This is a genomic window from Azospirillum sp. INR13, from assembly GCF_015390205.1.
Lineage (GTDB): Bacteria > Pseudomonadota > Alphaproteobacteria > Azospirillales > Azospirillaceae > Azospirillum.
The window spans coordinates 22907-44755 of the sequence record NZ_VUOI01000030.1 but is presented as its reverse complement, the minus strand read 5'-3'; the positions used below and the strand labels follow the sequence as shown (position 1 = coordinate 44755).

General features: G+C 63.5%; 19 protein-coding genes. 17 read left to right on the top strand and 2 right to left on the bottom strand.

Annotated features, from left to right (window positions below):
- Positions 1 to 2100, bottom strand: a 2100-nt coding sequence (locus tag F1643_RS18065) for a carbohydrate-binding domain-containing protein (protein ID WP_194914599.1), incomplete at its 3' end; no start/stop codon positions are given.
- A gap of 261 nt (positions 2101 to 2361) precedes the next feature.
- On the opposite strand from F1643_RS18065, the gene F1643_RS18060 reads away from it, so the two are divergent.
- The 17 genes from F1643_RS18060 (at position 2362) to F1643_RS17990 (ending at position 20631) form a co-directional block, all read left to right on the top strand.
- Complete coding sequence (locus F1643_RS18060) at positions 2362 to 3072, top strand: TnsA endonuclease N-terminal domain-containing protein (protein ID WP_194914598.1); 711 nt, start codon at positions 2362 to 2364, stop codon at positions 3070 to 3072.
- Positions 3073 to 3095: 23 nt separating this feature from the next.
- A complete protein-coding gene (locus F1643_RS18055; RefSeq protein ID WP_194914597.1) occupies positions 3096 to 3260 on the top strand; it encodes a TnsA endonuclease C-terminal domain-containing protein in 165 nt (54 codons plus the stop codon).
- Positions 3257 to 5425 carry a Mu transposase C-terminal domain-containing protein gene (locus F1643_RS18050; RefSeq protein ID WP_194914595.1) on the top strand — a complete coding sequence of 723 codons (2169 nt, stop codon included), beginning with the start codon at positions 3257 to 3259 and terminating at the stop codon, positions 5423 to 5425. The genes F1643_RS18055 and F1643_RS18050 overlap by 4 nt, the downstream gene beginning before the upstream one ends.
- Entirely contained in the window at positions 5412 to 5858 is a 447-nt protein-coding gene (locus tag F1643_RS21805) for a hypothetical protein (RefSeq protein ID WP_206692549.1), read from the top strand. The genes F1643_RS18050 and F1643_RS21805 overlap by 14 nt, the downstream gene beginning before the upstream one ends.
- 36 nt (positions 5859 to 5894) lie before the next feature.
- Complete coding sequence (locus F1643_RS21800; protein WP_206692548.1) at positions 5895 to 6302, top strand: ATP-binding protein; 408 nt, start codon at positions 5895 to 5897, stop codon at positions 6300 to 6302.
- 18 nt (positions 6303 to 6320) lie between these two features.
- Positions 6321 to 7052: a hypothetical protein gene (locus tag F1643_RS21795; RefSeq protein ID WP_206692547.1), complete on the top strand. Its 732-nt coding sequence runs from the start codon at positions 6321 to 6323 to the stop codon at positions 7050 to 7052.
- A 7-nt stretch (positions 7053 to 7059) separates the two neighbouring features.
- The gene (locus tag F1643_RS18040) at positions 7060 to 8040 is read left to right on the top strand and encodes a TniQ family protein (protein WP_194914594.1); all 981 of its coding nucleotides are present in this window, start codon (positions 7060 to 7062) and stop codon (positions 8038 to 8040) included.
- Positions 8037 to 9686: a hypothetical protein gene (locus F1643_RS18035; RefSeq protein WP_194914593.1), complete on the top strand. Its 1650-nt coding sequence runs from the start codon at positions 8037 to 8039 to the stop codon at positions 9684 to 9686. Before F1643_RS18040 ends, F1643_RS18035 begins: the two co-directional genes overlap by 4 nt.
- 108 nt (positions 9687 to 9794) lie before the next feature.
- Positions 9795 to 10709, top strand: coding sequence for a very short patch repair endonuclease (locus F1643_RS18030; protein WP_255542995.1), 915 nt, complete (start codon positions 9795 to 9797; stop codon positions 10707 to 10709).
- A gap of 149 nt (positions 10710 to 10858) precedes the next feature.
- The gene (locus F1643_RS18025) at positions 10859 to 12208 is read left to right on the top strand and encodes a DNA cytosine methyltransferase (protein WP_194914592.1); all 1350 of its coding nucleotides are present in this window, start codon (positions 10859 to 10861) and stop codon (positions 12206 to 12208) included.
- An 8-nt stretch (positions 12209 to 12216) separates the two neighbouring features.
- On the top strand, positions 12217 to 13971 hold the full coding sequence (locus F1643_RS18020; RefSeq protein WP_194914591.1) for an AAA family ATPase: 1755 nt from the start codon (positions 12217 to 12219) through the stop codon (positions 13969 to 13971).
- An 11-nt stretch (positions 13972 to 13982) separates the two neighbouring features.
- The gene (locus F1643_RS18015; protein WP_194914590.1) at positions 13983 to 15266 is read left to right on the top strand and encodes a hypothetical protein; all 1284 of its coding nucleotides are present in this window, start codon (positions 13983 to 13985) and stop codon (positions 15264 to 15266) included.
- Positions 15267 to 15661: 395 nt separating this feature from the next.
- Entirely contained in the window at positions 15662 to 15928 is a 267-nt protein-coding gene (locus tag F1643_RS18010) for a hypothetical protein (RefSeq protein WP_194914589.1), read from the top strand.
- A gap of 38 nt (positions 15929 to 15966) precedes the next feature.
- On the top strand, positions 15967 to 16413 hold the full coding sequence (locus F1643_RS18005; RefSeq protein WP_194914588.1) for a hypothetical protein: 447 nt from the start codon (positions 15967 to 15969) through the stop codon (positions 16411 to 16413).
- A gap of 18 nt (positions 16414 to 16431) precedes the next feature.
- Positions 16432 to 17115, top strand: coding sequence for a hypothetical protein (locus F1643_RS18000; RefSeq protein ID WP_194914587.1), 684 nt, complete (start codon positions 16432 to 16434; stop codon positions 17113 to 17115).
- Positions 17116 to 17877: 762 nt separating this feature from the next.
- Positions 17878 to 19047, top strand: a complete 1170-nt coding sequence (locus tag F1643_RS17995; protein WP_370540681.1) for an AI-2E family transporter — start codon at positions 17878 to 17880, stop codon at positions 19045 to 19047.
- 459 nt (positions 19048 to 19506) lie between these two features.
- A complete protein-coding gene (locus tag F1643_RS17990) occupies positions 19507 to 20631 on the top strand; it encodes a hypothetical protein (protein ID WP_194914585.1) in 1125 nt (374 codons plus the stop codon).
- A gap of 138 nt (positions 20632 to 20769) precedes the next feature.
- On the opposite strand, the gene hppD is transcribed toward F1643_RS17990, so the two are convergent.
- A complete protein-coding gene (gene hppD, locus F1643_RS17985; protein WP_194914584.1) occupies positions 20770 to 21843 on the bottom strand; it encodes a 4-hydroxyphenylpyruvate dioxygenase in 1074 nt (357 codons plus the stop codon).
- Positions 21844 to 21849: the final 6 nt, after the last annotated feature.

The window sequence follows — 21849 nt, the reverse complement described above, 5'->3', positions numbered from 1 at the left end:
CAGCCCGTCGATGGTGACGTCGCTGGCGCCGGTCAGCTTGATCAGCGTGCCGAGCCGCGGCACCTCCACGCCGGTCGACGCGAAGCCGGAGCTGGCGGCCTTGTACAGCAGCTTCCCGTCCGACGCGCGCCAGGCGAACTCGCCCGCCTGATCGACATAAGAGGCGTTGTTCAGCAGCTTGTAGGTGGTGCCTTCCGCGAACGGCAGGGAGGCGCCGTTCTTCAGCTTGATGGTGCGGGTGGCGGCGTTGAAGCTGTCGATGCTGGTCAGCGTGTCGCCCAGCCGCTCGGCGTCCATCACCTGGATCATCGTGCCCGGCTGGATGTCGGCCGCGGTCACTTCGGTGCCGTGGGAGCGGATGTACCAGCCGCTGGGGCCGCCCGACGCCGCATCGGCGAACTTCCAGCCGCTGGTGACGTCGCCGGCGTCATAGGCGTACTTCTCGGCCAGATGCTGGCGCACGTCGCCGACGATCAGGTCCAGGTTGCTGGCGGTGGCGAGCTTGGCCGAATAGAGGCCGTTGCCCTCGCTGGTGAAGCCCTTCACCACCTCGCCGCCGCTCAGCACCGGCTTTTCGCCGGGATAGTTCTGGAAGCTGTGGCCGTTGTCGAGCGAGGTCAGCTCCAGCGTCTTGGTCAGGTGATAGGTGCCCTCGCGGACATAAGTGGTGTCGATGGTCGAGCTGGCCCGCATGGCGGCCTGCGCCTTTTCCAGCGAGGCGAAGGGACCGTCGGTGCCGTCGGCGTTCGGCGCCGACAGCTTGCCGGACCAGCTGTCCTTGCCGTTGGCGGCGACGTAGAAGGCCGGCTTGGTCGGCGGGGTCGGGACGGGGTTCTGCGGAGCGGGCGTGTCGCCGAACATGTCGGCGCCAGCCTTGACGGTCAGGGCACCGCCCCAGTACAGGCCTTCCTGGCCCTTGACCACGTCCTTGCCGTCCACCGCGCCCTTGTCATAGGTGACGATGCTGTCGGTGGCGGCGACGGTCTTGCCGTTGATGACCACCGACTTGACGAACAGGTTGCGGTCGACCCCGTTCACGGTGCTGTCGTTGTCGTACCAGACCTGGACCGTATGGGCCTTGGTCGGATCGATGTCGGCGGTGAATTTGTAGCCCGTGGTGGTGGCAGACGCCTTGGCGTCGCCGATCACCTGCCCGTCGACCAGCAGCTTGAAATGCGCCGCCTGTCCGCCGGCCGAGGTGCCGTAGGCGTTGACGACGATGTCGACCGGCTTGGTCGGGATCGGCGGCGGCGGCGGGACATAGGCGCCGCCGAAATACTCCTCCGGCACGCCGAAGGACAGGGCGCCGCCCCAGAACAGCCCTTCCTGGCCGGCGACCACATACTTGCCGTCCACCGGACCCTTGTCGTAGGAGGCCATCTCGGAGGTGGCGGCGATGGTCTTGCCGTCGATGTTGATCGACTTGACGTACAGGTTGCGGTCGACGCCGTTCACGGTCGCGTCGTTGTCGTACCAGACCTGGATCTTGTGAGCCTCGTTGGGGTCCACCTTGGCGGTGAAGGTGTAGTCGGTGGCCGAGGTCGCGTTGACCCAGGCGTCGCCCACCACCTCGCCATCAATCAGCAGCTTGAAGTGCGGGGCCTGTCCGCCGGCGCTGATGCCGTAGGCCTTCACCTTGATGGTCGTGGTCATGGTCGCGGTGTCGGTGCCGGTGTCGACCGGGGCCGTCGAGAACAGCGTGGCGGGCAGCGCGAGGTTCAGCGCGCCCGGCCAGTACATCTCGCTCTGCCCGGCGATGACGTTCAGCCCGTCGATCTTGCCGGTGTCGTATTTCACCGAGGGATCGATGGCGAGGATGGTCTTGCCGTTGACCTCGAAGGACTTGACGAACAGGTTACGGTCGACGCCGTTAACCGTGTCGTCGTTGTCGTAGATCAGTTGGAGGGCGTGGGCCTTGTCGGCCGGCACGTTGGCGGTGAAGACGTAGCGCGACTGGGAGGCGGAGGCGACGGTGGCGTCGCCGATGACCTTGCCATCGACAAGCAGTTGGAAATGCGGCCATTTCCCGCCAGCCACTGTGCCCCAGGCATTGACCGCGAAGGTGACCTGGATCGTGCCGTCGGTGTTGGTGGTAGCCATTTTGGAACTCCGCTTTTTGGGTATCGCCTTGTTCCGCAGGCTCGTCTGTTAGCCTTAATCGGGTACTAACACTTATGGTTAGGAAATTATGAATGAGGCGGTTTCCCGTGGCATGAATGAGACAAATGTGAGACGACAAAAATGTTTGTACATGGACAAAATAGTCTGCACATGGACAAAAATGTTTGCTCTTAGCCGAGCTTGCGCTTCACCGGAATCGGCGTACTCTCGAAAGAGGTAGATCGCTTCCGAGGGAACGGCATGGGGCGCGGCACTGGCGCCGGCGCGGACTACAAGCCGTGGTTCACCATCCAGGACGTGCCGTCGAGCGGCCGCACGCACCGGCCCCACGGCATGAAGACCGGCCGGGTCCACCACCTGCTGTCCGACATCGAGCGCGATCTCTTCTACATCCTCGACTGGTCTCCATCCGTCATCGACATCCGCGAGCAGTTCCCCCTCGACCGCGGGATCACCCAGGCCATCGCCGAACGGATCGGCGTTCGGCATCCCCGCGACACGGCGACCCGAACCCCGCTGGTGATGACCACCGACTTCCTGTGCGACGCGATGCGCGACGGCCGGCGTGTCCTGATCGCGCGCTCGGTGAAGCCGGTGGACAAGCTCCAGGACGACCGGGTCGTCGAAAAGCAGGAGATCGAGCGCCGCTATTGGGTCGAGCAGGACGTCGATTGGGGCATCGTCACCGACGCCGACATCCCCGCGACCTACGCCGAGAACATCGGGCGGGTCCACAATTGCGCCTCGGTCGCCGACCTGGCGCAGCCCTTCCCTGGCTATTACGCCGAGAAGGCCGCGCTGATCGCCCGCGAGGTGCCGATGCGCGCCTACCTGACGCTCCACCAGTTCTGCGCCGAGATGGACCTTCGGCTTGCCCTGCCGCCGGCCACCACTTTGATGTTGATCCGCCACCTCATCGCCACGCGGGTTCTGGTCTGCGACACTACCTGACGCTCCACCAGTTCTGCGCCGAGATGGACCTTCGGCTTGCCCTGCCGCCGGCCACCACTTTGATGTTGATCCGCCACCTCATCGCCACGCGGGTTCTGGTCTGCGACATGACCCAGACCCTGAACCATGACGCTCCGCTGACGTGGCTGCGACCGGAGGCTTCCGGCCAGGGGAGGCAGTCGGCATGACCCTCCTCCGCATCAACGCGCTTGTCGGCTTCGTCGCGGAATCGCGAACCGAACGGGTGCTGTGGCTCGACCCACTCGGCCGGGGCGGTTTCCTCATCGACCTCGACGACGGGGCAGCGATGCCAGTGTTCCGCTCCTCGGAGGAGATCGACCGGCTGCGCTCCGACGCTCTGCTGGCCGACGTCGCCGACGATCCCTGGCTCGCTCCGCTGGCCGAAGCCACGATTCCCGAAGGTCACCGGACACGCCGCGACGCCGCCTGGGCCTTGATCCGTCCGCTCGTCGTCGAACAGCCGGACATTTTCCATCCCGACCGGCGGGCCACGCTGGTTCGGCAGCTTGGTGCCGAGATGGGCTCCAACCGCTTCACCCTCTACCGGCTGCTGCGGCGCTTCTGGCAGCGTGGCATGTCGCCCAACGCGCTGCTGCCCGACTACGACCGCTGCGGTGGGCGGGGTAAGGCCAAGGCGGTGTCGGAGAAGAAGCGCGGCCGGATCAGCGCGACCGGCATCGCCGGCGTCAACGTGGATGCCGACATGCGCCGCCTGTTCCGCGACACCGTGACCCGTCACTTCGCCGTCAACCGCCGCCTTGACATGGCCGGCTGCTACGATGAACTGATCAACGACCACTTTACCGATCTCCGGCTCGACGAGGACATCGGCCGCCAGAAGGCCGTCATCCGCGCCGACCTGCCGACGCTGCGCCAGTTCCGCTACTGGTTCGAGAAGGACAACGACGTCTTCCGGATCGAGCGCCAGCGGCGGACGGCCCGGGTCTACGACAAGGATCTGCGAGCGCTGCTCAACACCTCCACCAGCGAGGTGTTCGGCCCCGGCTCCCGCTACCAGATCGACGCGACCATCGCCGACGTCTACCTCGTCTCCCGGCTCAACCGGCTGCGGATCGTCGGCCGTCCGGTGCTCTACGTCGTCATCGACGTGTTCAGCCGCATGATCACCGGGCTCTACATCGGCTTCGAGGGGCCGTCCTGGGTCGGCGCCATGATGGCGATCGCCAACGCCGCCACCGACAAGGGGACCTATTGCCGGTCGTTCGGCATCGAGATCGGCGAGGCCGACTGGCCCTGCCGCCACATGCCCGACCGGCTGCTGGGCGACCGCGGCGAGATGATCGGCTCCGCGGTCGAAACCCTGATCCGGAACTTTCACGTCGAGATCGAGAACACCGCGCCTTACCGGGCCGACTGGAAGGGCATCGTCGAGCAGCGCTTCCGCCTGCTGCCGGCCAAGTTTCGCGCCTACACGCCGGGCTACATCGAGGAGGATTTCCAGCAGCGCGGCGCCCGCGACTACCGTCTCGACGGCACCCTCGACATCGACGAGTTCACCGCCATCGTCATCCAGTGCGCGCGTTACTACAACACGCAGCACCTGATCCGAGGGTATCCGCGGGACGCCGAGATGATTGCCGAAGAGGTCCGAGCGATTCCCATCGAGCTGTGGGAATGGGGCGTGGCGCGGCGGAGCGGCCAACTGCGCGCCTACCCGCCCGATCTGGTCAGGCAGAGCGTGCTGCCTTCGGATGACGCCACCGTCACCCCACATGGCATCCGCTTTTACGGCTGCTTCTACACCTGTGCCAAGGCGATGGCCGAGCATTGGTTCGACCGTGCTCGTCAGCGAGGAAGCTGGACGGTGCGGGTGTCCTACGATCCGCGCTGTTTGAACGAGGTCTACCTGCATGGCACGGATGGTGGCCGCATCCGCTTCGTTCCCTGCGTCATGACTGACCGCAGCGCGGCCTACCGCGACCGCACCCTGTGGGAGATCGACCAAGTCCGGCAGGAGGAGCGCCGGGTCCATAACGTTCACCAGCCCCAGGCACTGCAAGGCCGGATCGACCTCATGCAGTCGGTCAAGGACATCGTCGCCACCGCCGAAGCGAAGCACGCTGCCGCTCCGGCGGAGGTGAGCAGCGATCATGGCAAGCTGAAGGGCATTCGCGACAACCGCCGGCAGGAGCGCCGCGAGAACCAGGAGCGTGAAGCCTTCCGGTTCGGCTCACTCCCGGCCAAGACGTCGCCTGGCGGGAAAGTGGTTCCCATCGTGCCGCAACCGCCCGCCGAGGATTACAGCCTGCCGACCGCCGCGGAAATCCGCGCCCTGTTGGCGAAGGGACCGGACGACGATGGACAGCGCTGACGCACCCTTGACCCTGCCGGAATACCGCGACAACCCTTTCATCGAGCGGTTGCCGCCGATCCTGTCGACGGCGGAGGCTCTGGGGCGCCTGACCGATCTGCCCCGCTTCGACGCGGCCGAGCGGCGCTTTCCCGCCCATTTGCGCGCCCATTGCGTCCAGCGGCTGGGGCATTACTTCGACCCGCTCGACCGCCACCTGGTCCTGGAGGCGCGGTTCTCGATACTGATCCGCCAAGGCTATCTCGGCCGCAATCCGGCCAACGGCCACTATGTCCGCCGGCTGCAAAACGCCCATGAGCGGCTCGAACAGCGCGACCTCGACATCGTCGTCCGCCACGCCATCGAGCCGACCGCCAACGGCTTCGCCATCGTCGGCTGCTCGGGCATCGGCAAGAGCCGTGGCATCGAGCGCGTGCTGTCGCTCTACCCCTAGACCGTCCACCATTCCCGGCCGTTCAGCCTGGAGCAGGTGGTCTGGCTGAAGCTGGACTGCCCCTACAAGGGCTCGCCCAAGCAGCTCTGCATCAACTTCTTCGCCGCGATGGACCGGCTGCTCGGCACCCGTTATCAGCGCAAGTACGGCGCCAGCCGCCACGCGGTCGACGAGATGATGGCGCGCGTGGCCTACGTCGTCGAACTGCACGCGCTGGGCGTCCTGGTGGTCGATGAAATCCAGCATTTGCGCCAAGCGCCGGGGGCAAGCCGCGACGATCTGCTGAACTTCCTGGTGACGCTGGTCAACACCATCGGCATTCCGGTGATGATCATCGGCACACTGGCCGCCGTTCCCTTGCTGCAAAGCGCCTTCCGTCAGGCGCGCCGCGCCAGCGGCATGGGCAGCCTGACCTGGGAGCGGCTGCCGCCGGGCCCGGCCTGAGACGGCTTCGTCGAGCGCATGTGGAGCTTTCAGTGGACTCGGGAACACACGCCGCTGACCGATGACATCCGGCATGTCCTCTACCAGGAGACGCAGGGGATCGTCGATCTGGTGGTGAAGCTGTTCATGCTGGCCCAGGTCCACGCCATCCAGCTCGGCGTCATGCGCGGGCGCGACGAAAAGCTGGACGCCGGGTTGCTCCGCCACGTCGCCGGCGAGAGCTTCACGCTGGTGGCCCCGATGATCGAGGCGTTGCGCACCAACGACCTCAAGGCACTGGCCTTGTTCGACGATCTCAGCCCGCTGCACGATCTCGTCCAGCAGACAATCGGCGACGCGACGGCGCGGCTGGCCGCCTTCGCCGCATCGGCGCCATCCCGCGCGGTTCCATCGGCGCCAGCCGCCCCGGTGGCCGGCGGTGACCGGGCTGCGCTGTTGCAGGCGATGGAGACCCTCGGACTGGCCCCCGACATTGCCGAGCGCATCCTATCCGAGATCCTTGCCGAAGCGCCCGGCCTCAACCCCATCGACGTGATCGGTCGGATCGCGGGCAAACTCCAGGATCGTGGACCGGAGATGCGCCCGGTGAAGCGGCGCGCCGTCCGGAAAGGGAAGGTCGCCCCGCCGCCGCTGGACGCCGACGACCTGCGGTCGCTCGCGGCACGGGCGAAGACGGAGGATCGCTCCGCCCACGCCGTTTTCCTCGACGCCGGGGTGGTAAAGCCGCCGCTGGCGGATTTCGCCGCGTGAGGGCGGGGTGCTGCCCTACTTCCCGGCCATCTATCCGGACGAGACGCTGTACAGCGTAGTGGCGCGCTATCATCGCCACACCGCGGCCAACAGCGTGAAGGAAACGCTGATCGATCTGTTCGGCAGCCGGGCCGTGCGCCTCACGCCGGTCCTGGTCGGACGTCTCGGGGATCTCGCCCGCCGTCTGCCGCCGGACCGCAACCTGACGCCCGAGCGGCTGGCGCTCTCCACCACATTCTACCCCTACTGCGTGGCCTACGAACCGGCACCGGTGCGCCACGCCGTGCTGAGTGGCCTGATCCGACCGGCCGGCGACCGCGCCGATGCAGGCTGGGACATCGCCGCCGGGCCAGCCCATTTCCCAGCCGCCTTGCGTTGTTGCCCCGTGTGCCTGGTCGAGGCCGCCGAGCGGTTCGGCGAAGCCTATTGGCGGCGGGCGCATCAACTGCCCGGCGTGATGCTCTGCCCGGAACATGCCGTTCCGTTGATCACCGCCGACACGGCGGGGCGGGCCGAGTCTCAGCGCTTGATCCCGGCACCGCTGTTGTCGGATTTCGCCAAGCCGTCGCTGCCGGCCTGGGCGCGGCACGGCCCCTGCGCCACCTTGCTCCTGGACATCGCCCGACGCTCTTGCCTACTGCTGTCGGCGTTGCCGGCGGAGAAGACGGCAACGACCCGCCTTGACGCCTTGGCCGCGCGGGGGCTGACCGAGGGACCAACGCGGGCGGACCACAGGGCGTCGTGCGAGGCCTTCGCCGGGTTCGTCGATCCAATCCGTTCGGTGCTGCCGGAAGTGCGGGGCACCAACTGGCTGCGGTCGATGACGAACCCTGACGGCCCGCCGATTCACCCCCTGCACCACGTTCTGTTCGACCTGTTGCTGGAAACCCTTCCCGTTGCGTCCCTGCCGAAGGCTCCCGCGACGTTCTCGATGCGCGGGAGAATAGCTCCGGTGGGCGCGCTGGTGTGGGAGCGGAAGACGCCATGACTTTGGTGGCACAGTTTCTCAAACATCCTGGAGACCTGGAGATTTTCTGGCTGGCCGGCTTCCGGAAGACGCTCGATCACAAGTGGCAGACCCTGGCCGTCACCAGCGACATCGACGCCGGTACCTTGAGGAAATGGTGGTTGCCGATGGGGCTGTTGCCCCTGCTGGCGCCCGGCTACGCCTTCATCCGTGGCTGCCGCTCCACCGTTCCGCGCCGCGGTCGTGCCATGCCGTTGCAGATCGACGATGTCGGGGCTGGTGAGGAGGTCACGAGCGCCGAGATTCCGCCGGAGCTCTATTCCTTCGGAAAGCGCAAGCGAGGGGTCCAGCGCTTGCTGCGCTATTGCCAGGGAGGCATGGACATCCTCGTGCCGACCATCGAGCTGGTCCGCTATTTGTTCCTACACAACAAGACTATGGCCAATACCCTGATGCGTCCCGATGGGATCATGGAGCTTTTCTGCCCCGAGGAGCCCGGCTTTCAATCGAACCTACATCTACGTTTCACCAGGGGAATGCCTCGCTCCTGCCTGTCCGACGCCTTCGTCAGCGAATTCGCATGGATCGCCGTCGCTCCGGAGGGGCGCCGCTCCTGGGACAGCGTCCGCGACCGAACAGTGGGGAGGCCACACGTGAGCCTCACGCCGCCGTCTCTGCGTGAGTCGTGTTGGATGGTGCGTGCCGTGGAATGGGAGGAGACGATCCTGGTCCTGGAAATTCTGTCGATGACCGGCAAGCGCTTTCCCTGCGATGTCCTCCGCTATTCGCATCCGTCCATCCGGAAAACCAAGCCGTTCCGCTCCGTTGGCGCGAAGCAGCATCACCAGGATAAGGACGGTGCCGCCACGACGGTGGAGCCGGTGAACGCCTACGACCCGGAAATCGACGTCACGGCCACCGGCAGCCGGGCCAATGCTCGGCAGACCGCGTTACACGTTCCGGGCAAGCTCGGCACGTTCGACCGCATTGTTCCCATCGAGCGGGTGATCCTTGAGGCGCGCCCGCCTTCCGAGTCATCGGACGATACGGCGGCGCGGGCGCCATCCCGGCCACAGCGGGACCGCCGGAATCCACGCCGGCTCCGAAGCGCGGTCAGCGTCGCCGAGGAGGATTCCTCCGATGCCCTGCCGCCCATCGAGTTTCGCCTGCTGGAGCCCGCCGGGCCGGACGAGGTAGGGGAACTGGAACCGATGATGACGGTGATCCGGCTGATGGCCAACGCACTGCCGACCGTGCAGGTCGCCAGTTCGCTGTGTCTCCTGAAGCCAGGCCGGGCCTTTTCCCTGATCGGCCGGCACCGCCGCCCCTGCCTGACCGCACTCTTCACCCCCAAGACGGGGATCCCGCTGGTGCTGTTGAACGTCGATCACTCCGGCGAGCATGCTCTGTCCAGCCTCGCCCTTACCTACCGCCGCCCCTGCGCCTTTCGGGAGATTGAAGAGCATCTCGCGGCGCTCTTGGGTGGGCTGGTGGACGCCGGCGGGCATTGGGACACCGATGCGGTTAGGAAATGGAACGACTTGGTCATGGTGAAACGGCTCCCGAGGGTGCTGCGGTGCCGCGATCGGCTGGCGGACGCGGATTATCTGGCGGCATGGGCCGAAAGACTCAGCGTGCGGCTTGGCTTCGTCGAGGTCAACGAATGACAGGATGCGACGAAGCGCCCGTGTCCGTCCCCGCACCTGGGGTGTTCATCCGACCGTTACGATCTTCCGGGCGGCAGCTTCGTTGAAGGCTTGGCTGCGGACTCCCACATGTTCGGAATGTTCGGCGGAGCTCGCCGCATGGTGGACGTGATGGATCGGGTTTCCGCCGAAAAGCGTAGCGATATGATGGCGAAGGTCCGGCGTAAGGATACGGCGCCGGAAATGCGGGTCAGACGGATAGCTCATGCCATGGGGTACCGTTACCGACTGCATGACGCCCGCTTGCCGGGACGCCCGGACATCGTCTTTCCACGTCGCAAGGTGGCCATATTCGTGCACGGCTGCTTCTGGCACCGTCACGTGGGATGCCGGAAGGCGTCGGTCCCCGAGGCGAACCGCGAATTTTGGCTTCGGAAATTCGACGCCAACGTGATGCGCGACCGTCAAGCCGTGCAGGCACTCGAGGATGCCGGTTGGCGTGTCCTGGTCATTTGGGAATGCGAAAGCCGCAACGACGAGCGCTTGGCTGAAACGCTCGCAACCTTTCTCGGTCGAGTAGGACCGGGCCGATTCGCGGATCGGTGGGCTTGCGATAATTGCGATAATTGCATTATGGTTGTGCTACGGCAGCAACTGAGGCATAGTCGCACGATGGCTCGACGACCCGAACCTTCGTCAGAAGATCTTGCGCGCAGACTCGAGAGGGTGGCGCGAGAGCGAGGCTGCGCCCTGTCCGGGCTTGCCGTTCAGATGGGCGAAGTGCCGTCCACATTCTACCGAGGTTGCAAAAATGGGCGTTGGAGCAAAGCTCTCGTCGCACGGATCGGGGCAGGGCTCGACCGGCTGGAGGGGCGAGTGTCCGATGCGACCCCGGACGCATCTCCTTGTCGGGCTGTCGCGTCCGACGAGGATCCTGGGTCGAGAATTCGCGATATTGACGAAGCGCTCAAATTACTGCAATATATGCAACAGGGTTTGGAGGCGCTCCGTCGCGAGGTAAGCCGCTCGGACGAGCTCGGCTGAAGCATTCTGAATATGGCGGTTTCCGGGCGATCGGGAACGTCGGCACGGCTGGAGCGTTGCAATTGCATTCGGAACCGACTATCGAAGCCTTCCCTTCACGAGGGACAACATCTAAAGTCCGAGGTAACGACCGGACGGGGGACGAGCACGTGACGGAACGAACTGCAAAGCGGGCCGAGTGTCTGCATCGCCCGATCGTTCTTGATTTGTTCTGTGGGGCGGGTGGCTTGGCCCACGGATTTGCGCAAGCCGGCTACCGTGTGGTAGGCGGGATCGACTCTTGGGAAGTGGCGGTCCGCTCGTTCGAGGCCAACATTTCCGGAGCGAAGGGGCTCGTCAGGGATCTGCGTGTCCCCGACTTGGAGGATGTTGCCGAGTTCGTCGGCGGCGACGTGGACGTGATCGTCGGCGGACCATCCTGTCAAGGGTTCAGCACCTCGGGCGGCCTGAGCCGCTCGACCGGCCGAGACGAGAAGGATCCACGTAACCGCCTGTTCCTCAACTATCTCGACATCGTCGAGCGGCTGCGTCCGTCGTGGCTGGTTTTCGAAAACGTTCCCGGTCTTCTCCTTTACGAGAACGGACGTGTCGCGCTCGAAATGGTTCGGGCGTTCCGGGAAATCGGTTACGTCATGGTGCCGATGATTCTGTTGGCGGCGGACTTCGGCGTGCCCCAACTGCGGCGCCGATTGGTGTTCGTCGGCAACCGGACGGGATCGGACATCGCGTTTCCTAGCGCCACTCACGGAAACCCGGAGCTTTGGAAAAATTACGCCCTGCCGTTCGCGCACCTCTCGCGCATCGGACACGGGCGGGTGGATGCCGCTCTGCCGCACGTCACCTTCGATGAGGCCTGCTCCGATCTTCCGCCGGTCGGCGAAGGGGAGGAGCTGGACGGGGTGCCGTACGGCACCTTGCCCGTAGGTGCCTATCAGGAGGCGATGCGGGCGGATTCGCACCTCGTCCGGCAGCATGCTGCGGCTGAACTCCCTGCGCTCGACCGGATCGCAGCCCGCACCTTGAAGCCGGGAGAGAACTGGCGCAACCTCCCGATGGAGGTCCTTCCCGATCGTTTCCGCCGCATCCGTCCCTATGACGCCACCACGTTGCTGAAGCGCCTACGTCCGGATCACCCCGCCTATACGATCACCACGAAGTTCAACGAGGGGACCACAGGAGCCTTCATCCATCCGTCGCAGCCACGTACGCTGACGCTTCGGGAGGCGGCTCGACTGCAATCTTTTCCGGACTCGTTCGTTTTCTCAGGTTCTCCGAGCCAAATCCGCCACCAGATCGGTAATGCCGTACCACCCATGCTGGGGCGCTGCTTGGCAGAGGCCATCCTGCCACTCGTCGTCCGGGATGTATACGGGGCGGTCGTCGCACCGGTGCGCGATACGATACTTATTGACAATCGAGTAGCCGGTACGGACATTCTCCAATTGCGTGCGCCTCGCAAGCAGCGGGCAGCAACGCAGATGGAGACAGGACTCCCCTGAGAGGGTGTATGGTTTACTTTACCGAGGAGCACCTCGCCCGGTGCCTCGTCTATTTCGAAGAACAGGCTCATCCCACGCTGATGAGCCTGCTCGCCATGCTGCACGACGGAGTGCCGGCTTCCGCGAAGGCCGAGGACGCGATACCCTTCGGCAGTCGGAATGAGAACCGCCTGCTCAAACGGTATTTCGCGCCGCGAGGCGGTCCGGAAACGGCACCGTTCCTTATGCCCTTCGGAGCGCATCGGGGCGTTTCCCGTTGGCGAAATCACAACTTCGCCGGAAGAAGTCTCCAGCGTCAGCGGCGGGACCGGAACGACCTTTTCGTCCAAAACCCGAAGGACAATCGGCGTTGGCTGCTGCAACCCGATTTCGCCCGAGCGATCCGCGAAATGCCGAATGACAAGGTCGGGACAATTCCGTTTTCGGTCCCGATTCTGGCGGCTTGGTGTTACAGAGATCGTGACGTTCTTTCGGCCCAAGACGCCGCCGCCGACTTCGCGAAAGAGTTCGGTCTGGACCGTTATGGCCTCCTGAACGAAATATTCACCTTTGATGCACCGGTCGATTTTCTGGCGCTGCCGATGGCGGACGAGCCGGTGAGCGACGCAACTCTGTTGGAATTGATCGTCCGCCATCAACCCGATCGCACCGAGGCGCAACCCGAGCATGAGGAGGGGCTTCCCGATGCCGACGAACTCGCTCCCCTCGATCCGGCAAAGCGGGAGCGCCCCCAGGTTTGGATACCACAGGAGGCTCCTGGAAGCTGGGACTTGACAGAGGCCGACCTCGGAAATCTGGGCGGGCTGGTCGGGTTGAGGGAACCTGCGCTTCGCGCCGTGGCGGCGTTACAGGCCGGCATGCACGTCATATTCACCGGTCCGCCCGGCACCGGCAAAACGGAGCTTGCCATCCGCCTGTGTGAGCAAGCGGCTTTCCCTTATTGGACCGTGCCCGCGACCGATCAATGGACCACCTTCGAGACGATCGGCGGTTACTTTCCGACACCGCCGCCGGAGAACGAAGGAGCCGACCGGCTGGATTTTCTCGCGGGAGCGGTGGTCGAATCGCTTGAGCGTGGGCAATGCCTGATCGTCGACGAGATCAATCGGGCCGATATCGACAAGGCTTTCGGGGAACTTTTCACACTGCTCAGCGGAAAATCGGTCACACTTCCCTATCGCCGCCGAAGCGAAGGCGGTGGTTTCCGGCGCGTCAGGCTTCAAGTCGGGCCGGTCACGGACGTTACCGGCATCGACCCGATCATGGTACCCTCGTGGTGGCGTCTGATCGGTGCGATGAACGATGCCGACAAGGCCAGCTTGAAGCGGCTGTCGATGGCGTTCGTGCGGCGTTTCGCCTTCGTGCCCGTCGATCTTCCCGAGCCCGAGATATATGCCGAACTCCTCCGAAGGGAGATGACCGCAACGGAGCGTTCTGCCGAAAAAGGAAAGCTCTGCATGTTCGTCGAACGGTTGGTGGATTTGTTTTCGCATCGGGATCACGGGTTCGCAGAGATAGGAATGCCCATGGGGGCGGCAATTCCCCAGTCGATGATTCGGCACGCCAGAAGCGAATGGGACATCGATGCCGCTCGATCTCAAACGGAAGTGCTCAGGTCGGCGCTGGAGTTGTACGTCGTCCCTCAACTTCAAGGGCGGGCCGACGTCCATTCCGGTTGCATCGACCTGCTCGGACCTTTGCTCCAGGACTCCATCGGCCAGTTCGAGCGTGTTCTGTCCGTCTGGACAGGTTACGCCCAGTGACGTCCAGGGAGGTGTGGAGCAAGTTCATCTGCTCCCCCCGTCATGCCGGTCGATATCTTTCGAGCATCGGAACCGCGGTTCGAGGAAAGAAGGCCGATGCGGTCGATTTGGACGTTCTCCGGAGCTTTCTCGATCGGCTTCGGCAGGGTCCGGCTGATGTGGCGTTGTTGGTGAATGCCGTCGATCTCATTCTCGGCGATTGCCTCGCGTTCGTCGTTCAGGATCTTCACCGTCTGCTCGATCATCTCTCCAACGAAATGGTCAGACGGGACGAGGTTGTCGGCCCCGCACTTCGGGGCAATCCCCGATGGGATCGGACGGTTCTGGGGCGAATGGCGGGGAGCCTTCCCCCCGGACGCTACGTCAGCAGAACGGCTCACCGGTCGTTCGATCTTCCCGAAAATCTGCTTCTGCGTTGGCTCGTCGGTAACCTTCTCGGAGCGGTCATCGACATCCGCCGCCGGGTGAAGGCAAAAGGGCTTCATCCTGATCTGCGTGTTCTGTCGGCACGTTGTGAAGAAGCCCTACGCCATCATTGGTTCGGAAGCATCGACGAACCGCCGACGCTGACGAACGCCATGCTGATCGCCGCGCGTCGGCATCGTCGCCCAGAATACCGAAGAGCGGCCGCTCTGGCGGCTCATCGTCTCGCCCTCGGCTCCAAGGAGCACGATCTGCAATGGCGGACCATTCTGGAACTTCTGGCCGTGGGTTGGCTGGAGCCGATCAAAGACGACAACCTCTTCGAGTTGTATTCTCTGGTGCTCACCATCGATGTCCTCGCCGAGGAACTCGGTTTCGGAGAGCCGGTCGAATACGGTCTCGTCGCACCCGAACGGAAGCACGTCGCGTGCTTCGATTCGCGCATGGGTAAGGTGCATGTGTATTTCAACCAGACGCCGGCCGTCGCTCTCGGGGTGACGAGCCGCTATTCCGTGGTGCGCGATGCCCATGCAGGAATCGGTGGCCAGGAGCGCCGACCCGACGTGCTGGTGCGACTGTCCAAGCCCGACGACACGATCGTGACGGTCCTGGTCGAGGTCAAGAAATCGACAGACGGCCAGTATCTGTCCGACAGCGTTTACAAAATGTTCGGCTATCTTCACGACTTCCGGGATCTTTGGGTTACGCAGGCTGTGGGGGCCGCCGAGGCGCATGGCATTGTTCCTCAAGCCGTTCTACTTGTTCCCGAGGCGTTCCGTCCGTTGGAAGAGGTGAAACCGGGAGAATTGGTTCTGCTGTCCGGAAGCGACCGCGAAGGCCTCGTCCGAACTTTGCGCGCAGCCTTCGCCTGATGCGGGGGGCTTCTTTCTCCCGGTCTGCCCTACCCGGTGAAGCGCGACGCGGCGTCGCAGTCACTTGAGAGCGGCGTGGCCGGACGTGACGATGCCGTAAACGCCTGCACTGCCGGCGGCGGACGGCAACTGCGGCGGCTCGTGGAGGACGTCATCTATGAGGAGGGGGCATGGGATGAATCTCAGGTTGTCTCATCCGCAGGTCTGGTGGGACGTCCGTTTTCGGATGGGCCTGATCATCCAGTGCTCCTACACACCACCTCGGCATCTTATCAGCTGCTTGCAAAGAAAACATCATTTCAACGCTAAATAGAAAAGATGTCAGGAAATCAAGAGAACGAGCGGAGATCAGGATCCGCACTTATAGAACAGACAACCAACGTAGGACGATGATAATGACCGAGGGAAAAGGAGAGGTTGATTGGGTTAAACTCATTGGAGGAGGTTTTTCTCATATGACTGCTCCCTTTGCGGTGCATCCACTTGATCGGCAACGCGCCAGGAATTATTTGGACCAAGCGAAGGTCTACGGATTGACCGTCAGCGACGCCGTCAGCCACGCACGATCCTATCTTCGAACCGCGTCTGGCTGGCCAACGGACCAAGACGAGCAAATTCGTCGTGTCGAGAAGTTCTTCAGGGGGAAACTTCCGGAAGATTGAAATATGGTGAGCTTAGCTTCAACGCATATAATCAATGCATGATCGATATCATAGAAAAGGAACTGTCCATGAAAAACCTTTTTGTTGATGCCATTACAGGTATATTCGGCATCTCAATTGTCTTCGGCGCAGGTGAAATACTCTGTAGGGTCATCATTGCCCTCACCGGGATCCCGGAGCCGATTGTCTATGTCACCATGGCTTTGGTGATCCTCGCGTTCACGGTTCCGATGGTCGTGCCGCTGCTCTCCACTGATCCCTCGTCCGACACCCTACTCCGTATTCTCGTTCTGGCTCCGTCCCTCGCCGTTGCCGTTACGCCTCTGCTCATCGAGCGCGCCCACCACGTCGCGGGATTCGACTTTTGGGAAAAGCAGCTCCCTTTCGAAACGCGTCCGTTCTACGGCGAACCACTTGCAATTCTCGGCTTCGTGGCGCTTCTGGCCACACTGCCAGTTTGGCGCGCCAAGCACCTCAATCGCTGATCTGAAATAGGAGACTGCGTGCGGATGCTTCACCGGTACCGAACCGATCATCCCAACCAAGTCCACCAGCTCCTGGTCAGTGTGTCGAAACACTTCTATGTCCGGCGCAACGGAACGGTCGCATTCCAGTGGAAAGCCATCGACATCGACTTGGCACGACTGGACACGGCCAAACGAAACCACCTCGTCCACTACCTTTTGCGGGACCACTATAGCGGGTCGTTCTACGCGGAGACCGCGACCGCCGAAAACTTGATCGACCTCGGCGAGTTCTTGCACCGGGCATGGACGACGAAGGAAGTCTATCTCGACCAGGACATGCCCTTTCCGTTCTGCGGCATGCCTGACGCTCTGACGGTGCCGACCAAGGTGATGGAACGCTTCCCCAACGTTTCCCGCCTCATGGACGCCTACGGCATCGCCCATATCAAGGCGACAAGCGGTTTCCAGGCCGGGGTGCGCGACTTGAAGACGTGGGAAGAAGACTTCCGTTTCCGATTCTGGAGCATCGACCAACCGATCGATTTCACAATGGCCCAGCGCATGGCGCCTGCCGGTGCCTGTCTCCTGTCGGGAGATCGTAACGGCGGTCGGAGCAAGATTAAGGTGTGGGTGGCCGGTAATCCCAGCATCCGCCTGCCGCCGGATCGGGAAGTCTTCCTCACGACTTACAGGAGGGACCGTCCTCAGCCTGCGGGGTGATGATCGTCTAGGACGTCGTCACCGGCACTCAAACCGCCATGCTTCCCAACGATGATTTATCGGCGTTCAGGATGACGACCATCGCTGCGTTCTCGTCCGATGGAACGCTCGTCGTCACAGCTTCCGAGGACGAGGCGGCGCGGTTGTGTGGGACGCCGCCACTGCCCCCGAAATTATGCGGATCATCCTTGACGCCGCCGCCACCGCGCTGCCGTCCATGGCAGCCTGATCGCCATCGGCAACATTCTCGGATTGCGGCAAGCCTGCCGAAGCCTTGAGACGCTGATGCGACAAGTCGACAAGGGAGCTCTCAAGAGCAAACATTTTTGTCGGGATTTCATGATAGGTGCCGTTCAGAGCGTGCCATGAGGAGCAAACTTACCCATTTCAGTGCATAGAGCGCTCTCGCAAATTCAATGACTTAGCGCGCAATCAGGGGCAAACATTTTTGTCAGCCTACAACAAAAAACGGGCATCTCTCGTTGGTCATGATTCAGCCAAAAACGAAACTTCAGCAATCCGGGGAAACCCGGAGCAACCGGGCGGCAGATTTTCCCGGTTACCTTGAGCTTGGCTGTTTATATTTGACGAAAGCGTTGCGGAATAAGCTCAAACGCCACGTTCTTGGCAGCCCGACTTGGCACCATGGGATTGCCATCCGCGGGAGGCACCCTGTCGGGTGAATGGAACCGAAGGGCCCGGAATTGCGTCTAGAACGAGCGTCCCCGGCGACGCAGGATGCGGCATGCGGAGGCGGAGAGCGTGGACAGCGGAACGGAGGGCGGGCGTTGGGATGAAGGGCAGGGGCACGACGGGCCGGCACCGGGCAGGGGGCGCATCGACCGCGTCAACCTCGCCCTCTGGCTGCTCGGCATCCTTGCCGGGGTGGCGGTTCTGTGGGTGCTGCAGGCGGCGGCCTCGATCCTGATCCCAATCATCTCGGCCTTCTTCGTCGCCGTCGCCGTCGCCCCGGTCAGCCGCTGGGTGCGCGAGCGGGTTCCACGCCGCCTGTCCTGGCTGGGACTGGCCGCGTCGATGCTGCTGATCCTGGGCATTTTGGCCGCCTTTTTCGGCAGCATGGCGCTGGTGGCACAGCGCGTGGCGGAGGATTTTCCGCAATATGCCGAGGCGCTCGGCAAGCTGTGGGCGAAGGTCAAACAGTGGATCCAGGGCGCCAAGGCCGATCTGGGGCCGGCAGCCGGGCAGGGGAGCGGCCAGCAGGCCGGGCAGGGCGGCGGAGAGGTGCCGGTCGACCCGATCACCGGCTTCGCCAAGGCGGCCCTGTCATCGGCCGGCCAGACGGCCTCCATTCTGGTGCTGACCGTTTTCCTCTCCCTGCTGATGCAGCTGGAAGCGCCGGTCTGGCGGGAGAAGATCGTCATGACGCTGGGCCGCGAGCGCTGCCAAGCCGCCGTGGAGGCGGTGGCCGCCATCGCCCAGCAGTTTCGCCGCTATCTGGTGGTCAGCAGTGTGCTGGGGCTGATCACCGGTGCGCTCTATATCGGCTGGCTGTCGCTGTTCGGGGTGGAGCTGGTCCTGCTGTGGGGCTTGCTGGCCTTCCTGCTGAACTATGTGCCGGTGGTGGGATCCGTGGTGGCCGGGGCCTTGCCGGTCCTGCTGACCGTGGCGACAAAGGACGCCGGCACGGCGATGGCGGTCGCCGCCGGCCTGCTGGTGATCGAGCAGGTGATGGGCAATTTCGTCGCGCCGCACATGCAGGGCAAGCAGCTGGCGATCTCGCCCCTGGTGGTGATGATCGCGCTTCTGCTGTGGAGCTGGCTGTGGGGAGCCGCCGGCGCGCTGCTGGCCGCCCCGATGGCGGTGCTGATCGCCATCACCCTGAACCACGCCGACGCGCTACGTCCATTCGCCATCTTCATGAGCGACAAGAGCGACCGCGAACGCTTCGACGCCCACACACGGGCGGAGTGACCCGGACCGGAGACTGACAGTTCTATGTTGCGAGGGACTGACATTTTGACTTTGCGCCTGCACACGAAAAATACATAACTATCATTATGGAAAATGAAGACGCGGTCATGCTTAACCCTTAAAACGTGTAATTTTTTGTTTTATGTCATCTCAGGTTTTGAAGGCGTCTGGATAACGTATTTTTCATATACGTATCTCGAAATTTATATTACTTTTCACGCGCATTCTTGATTGTTGCGCGCGCCTTGCAATTGCTCCTTGTCGGTTTGCGGCCAAGAGCTTCGCAGGCACGGACAGCCTTCGAGACCTCCGACTTTCCGAGGTCGGCTCGCCAAAAACCCATTTGAGAGAACCGATATGGAAAAAGCCCTTGTTCCGGCAGCCTTGAATAACGGTCTCTTCCCTGTCCTGACCCGGCCGCAGATCGAAGAGACGGCTGGGACGGGTGGCGGCGGATGGATGGCCGATGCGCCCGCCGCCCTGCGCGCATTGCTGGACCCCAAGGACTGCCCCGATCAGGTGCTGTCCATATCCAGTGCTTATCGCGACCGCATGCGCAGGCTGACCGTCCTGCTCGACATGGCCTTGCGAGCGGTCGTCCGGAGGTATGGCGAGGATGAACGCATCCGCGCCATCTACGCCCTGCCGCCGGAACTGGACGACATCCTGCGCCGGGCTGCGCCGAGGCACTATCGGGTCGGCTGGTACCGGCCGGACGTGATCTTCGACCGCGAGGGCACGACACGGATCTGCGAGATCGGCGCCCGTTACTCCATGAACGGCTGGATGGTCAGCCGCGCATTGTCGAAGGGACACACCGATTTCTGGACGGATCTGTGCGCCCCCTACACGCCCGGCAGCACTCTGGCCCTGGTGCACCGGAAGGAGCCCGGCGGCGAGGTCGATTGCCTGTCGGACCATCTGCAGCGCACCGGTGTCCATTTCCTTTCCGTGAAGCCGGAGGAGATGGACCTGCGCGACGGACGCCTGACGGCCCGCGGGACGGTACTGGATCGCCTGATCCTGCAGATGGACCGCACTGAACTGCTTTGCTTCCAGCCCGCCGTTCTCGATCGGCTGATGGAGTCCGGCGACTATTTCAACGACGTCCGCACGCTGATCCTGGTGCATGACAAGCGCGTCCTTGCCGTGTTGTCCGATGGGTCGATCATGCGTGAGGCGATGCCCGGAGACCTGTATGCCGAGTTGCAGCCACACCTGATCCCATCGTTCTGCATCGGTTCGGCCGACGAGGCGGAGCGATTCCTGGAGCAGGACGGGGATTGGATCGCCAAGCAGAACAGCGGCGGGCGCGGCATCGGCACGCTGGTGCGGTCGCGGTGCAGCGCCGATGAATGGGCCGGACTGATTCGCGGCGACTGGCCGAGCCTGATGTTCCAGCCCTATCTCGACCAGCTCGATTATGTGGAGGCCGATACCGGACTGACCATCCACATGGTGGGCATGCTCCTGTGCCGCGACGACATATGCTATGGCAATGGCGTGTTTCGCGGGTCCGACGAGGCAGTGATCAACCTGCACCAGCAGCGCGGCAGGCTCTATCGCTGCGAACTGGTGCCATGAGCGGCGGGACCGCCGGTTTTGATTGTGAACGAACTGCGCCGCTGACCAGAAGGCAGGCTTGGTCCAGGGAGGGACGCCGCCGCCCGGTCTTGCGACCGGACGGCGTTCGGAACCCTGGCCGTGGAACGCGCCCGATGATCAGGCGGCGTCCTCGCTCAGCACACCGCGGCGGATCTGGTCGAGTTCGATGGATTCGAACAGCGCCTTGAAGTTGCCTTCGCCGAAGCCCTCGTTGCCGATGCGCTGGATGATCTCGAAGAAGATCGGACCGATGACGTTCTGGGTGAAGATCTGCAGCAGCAGGCCCTGGCCCTCGGTCGGCGCGCCGTCGACCAGGATGCGGTTGGCGCGCAGGCGCTCCAGATCCTGGTTGTGGCCGGGCACGCGGGCATCGATGCGCTCGTAATAGGTGTCGGGCGTGTCCTGGAACGGGGTGCCCAGGCCGCGCATCGTCTCCACCGTGCGGACGATGTCGTTGGTGCCCAGCGCGACGTGCTGGATGCCTTCGCCCTTGTAGTCGCGCAGATATTCGACGATCTGCGACTTGTTGTCGGCGGATTCGTTGATCGGGATGCGGATCTTGCCGCAGGGGCTGGTCATCGCCTTCGAGCGCAGGCCGGTCAGCTTGCCTTCGATGTCGAAGTAGCGGATCTCGCGGAAGCCGAACAGGCGGGTGTAGAAGCCGGCCCACTCCTCCATCCGCCCGGTGTGGACGTTGTGGGTCAAATGGTCGATGTAGGTCAGGCCGGCGCCCTTCGGATGCTGGTCCACACCCGGCAGCGGCACGAAATCGACCTCATAGATGCTGCCGCGCTCGCCATAGCGGTCGACGAGATAGATCAGCGAATCGCCGATGCCCTTGATGGCGGGGATGTTCAGTTCCATCGCGCCGACCCGGTTCTCGACGCCCCAGGCGCCGAGGTCCACCGCGCGGCGGTAGGCGAAGGCGGCGTCGGCGACGCGAAAGGCGATGGCGCAGATCGATGGGCCGTGCTGGGCGGCGAAATTGCGCGGGAAGCCCGACGGCTCGGCATTGACGATGAAGTTCACGTCGCCCTGGCGGTAGAGCGTCACGTCCTTGGACCGGTGGCGGGCGATTGCCGAGAAGCCCAGCTGCTCGAACAGGCGGCCCAGCGCCACGGTGTCCGGCGCAGTGAATTCGATGAACTCGAATCCGTCGGTCTTCATCGGGTTTTCCCACATGTCGGCCATGATCGC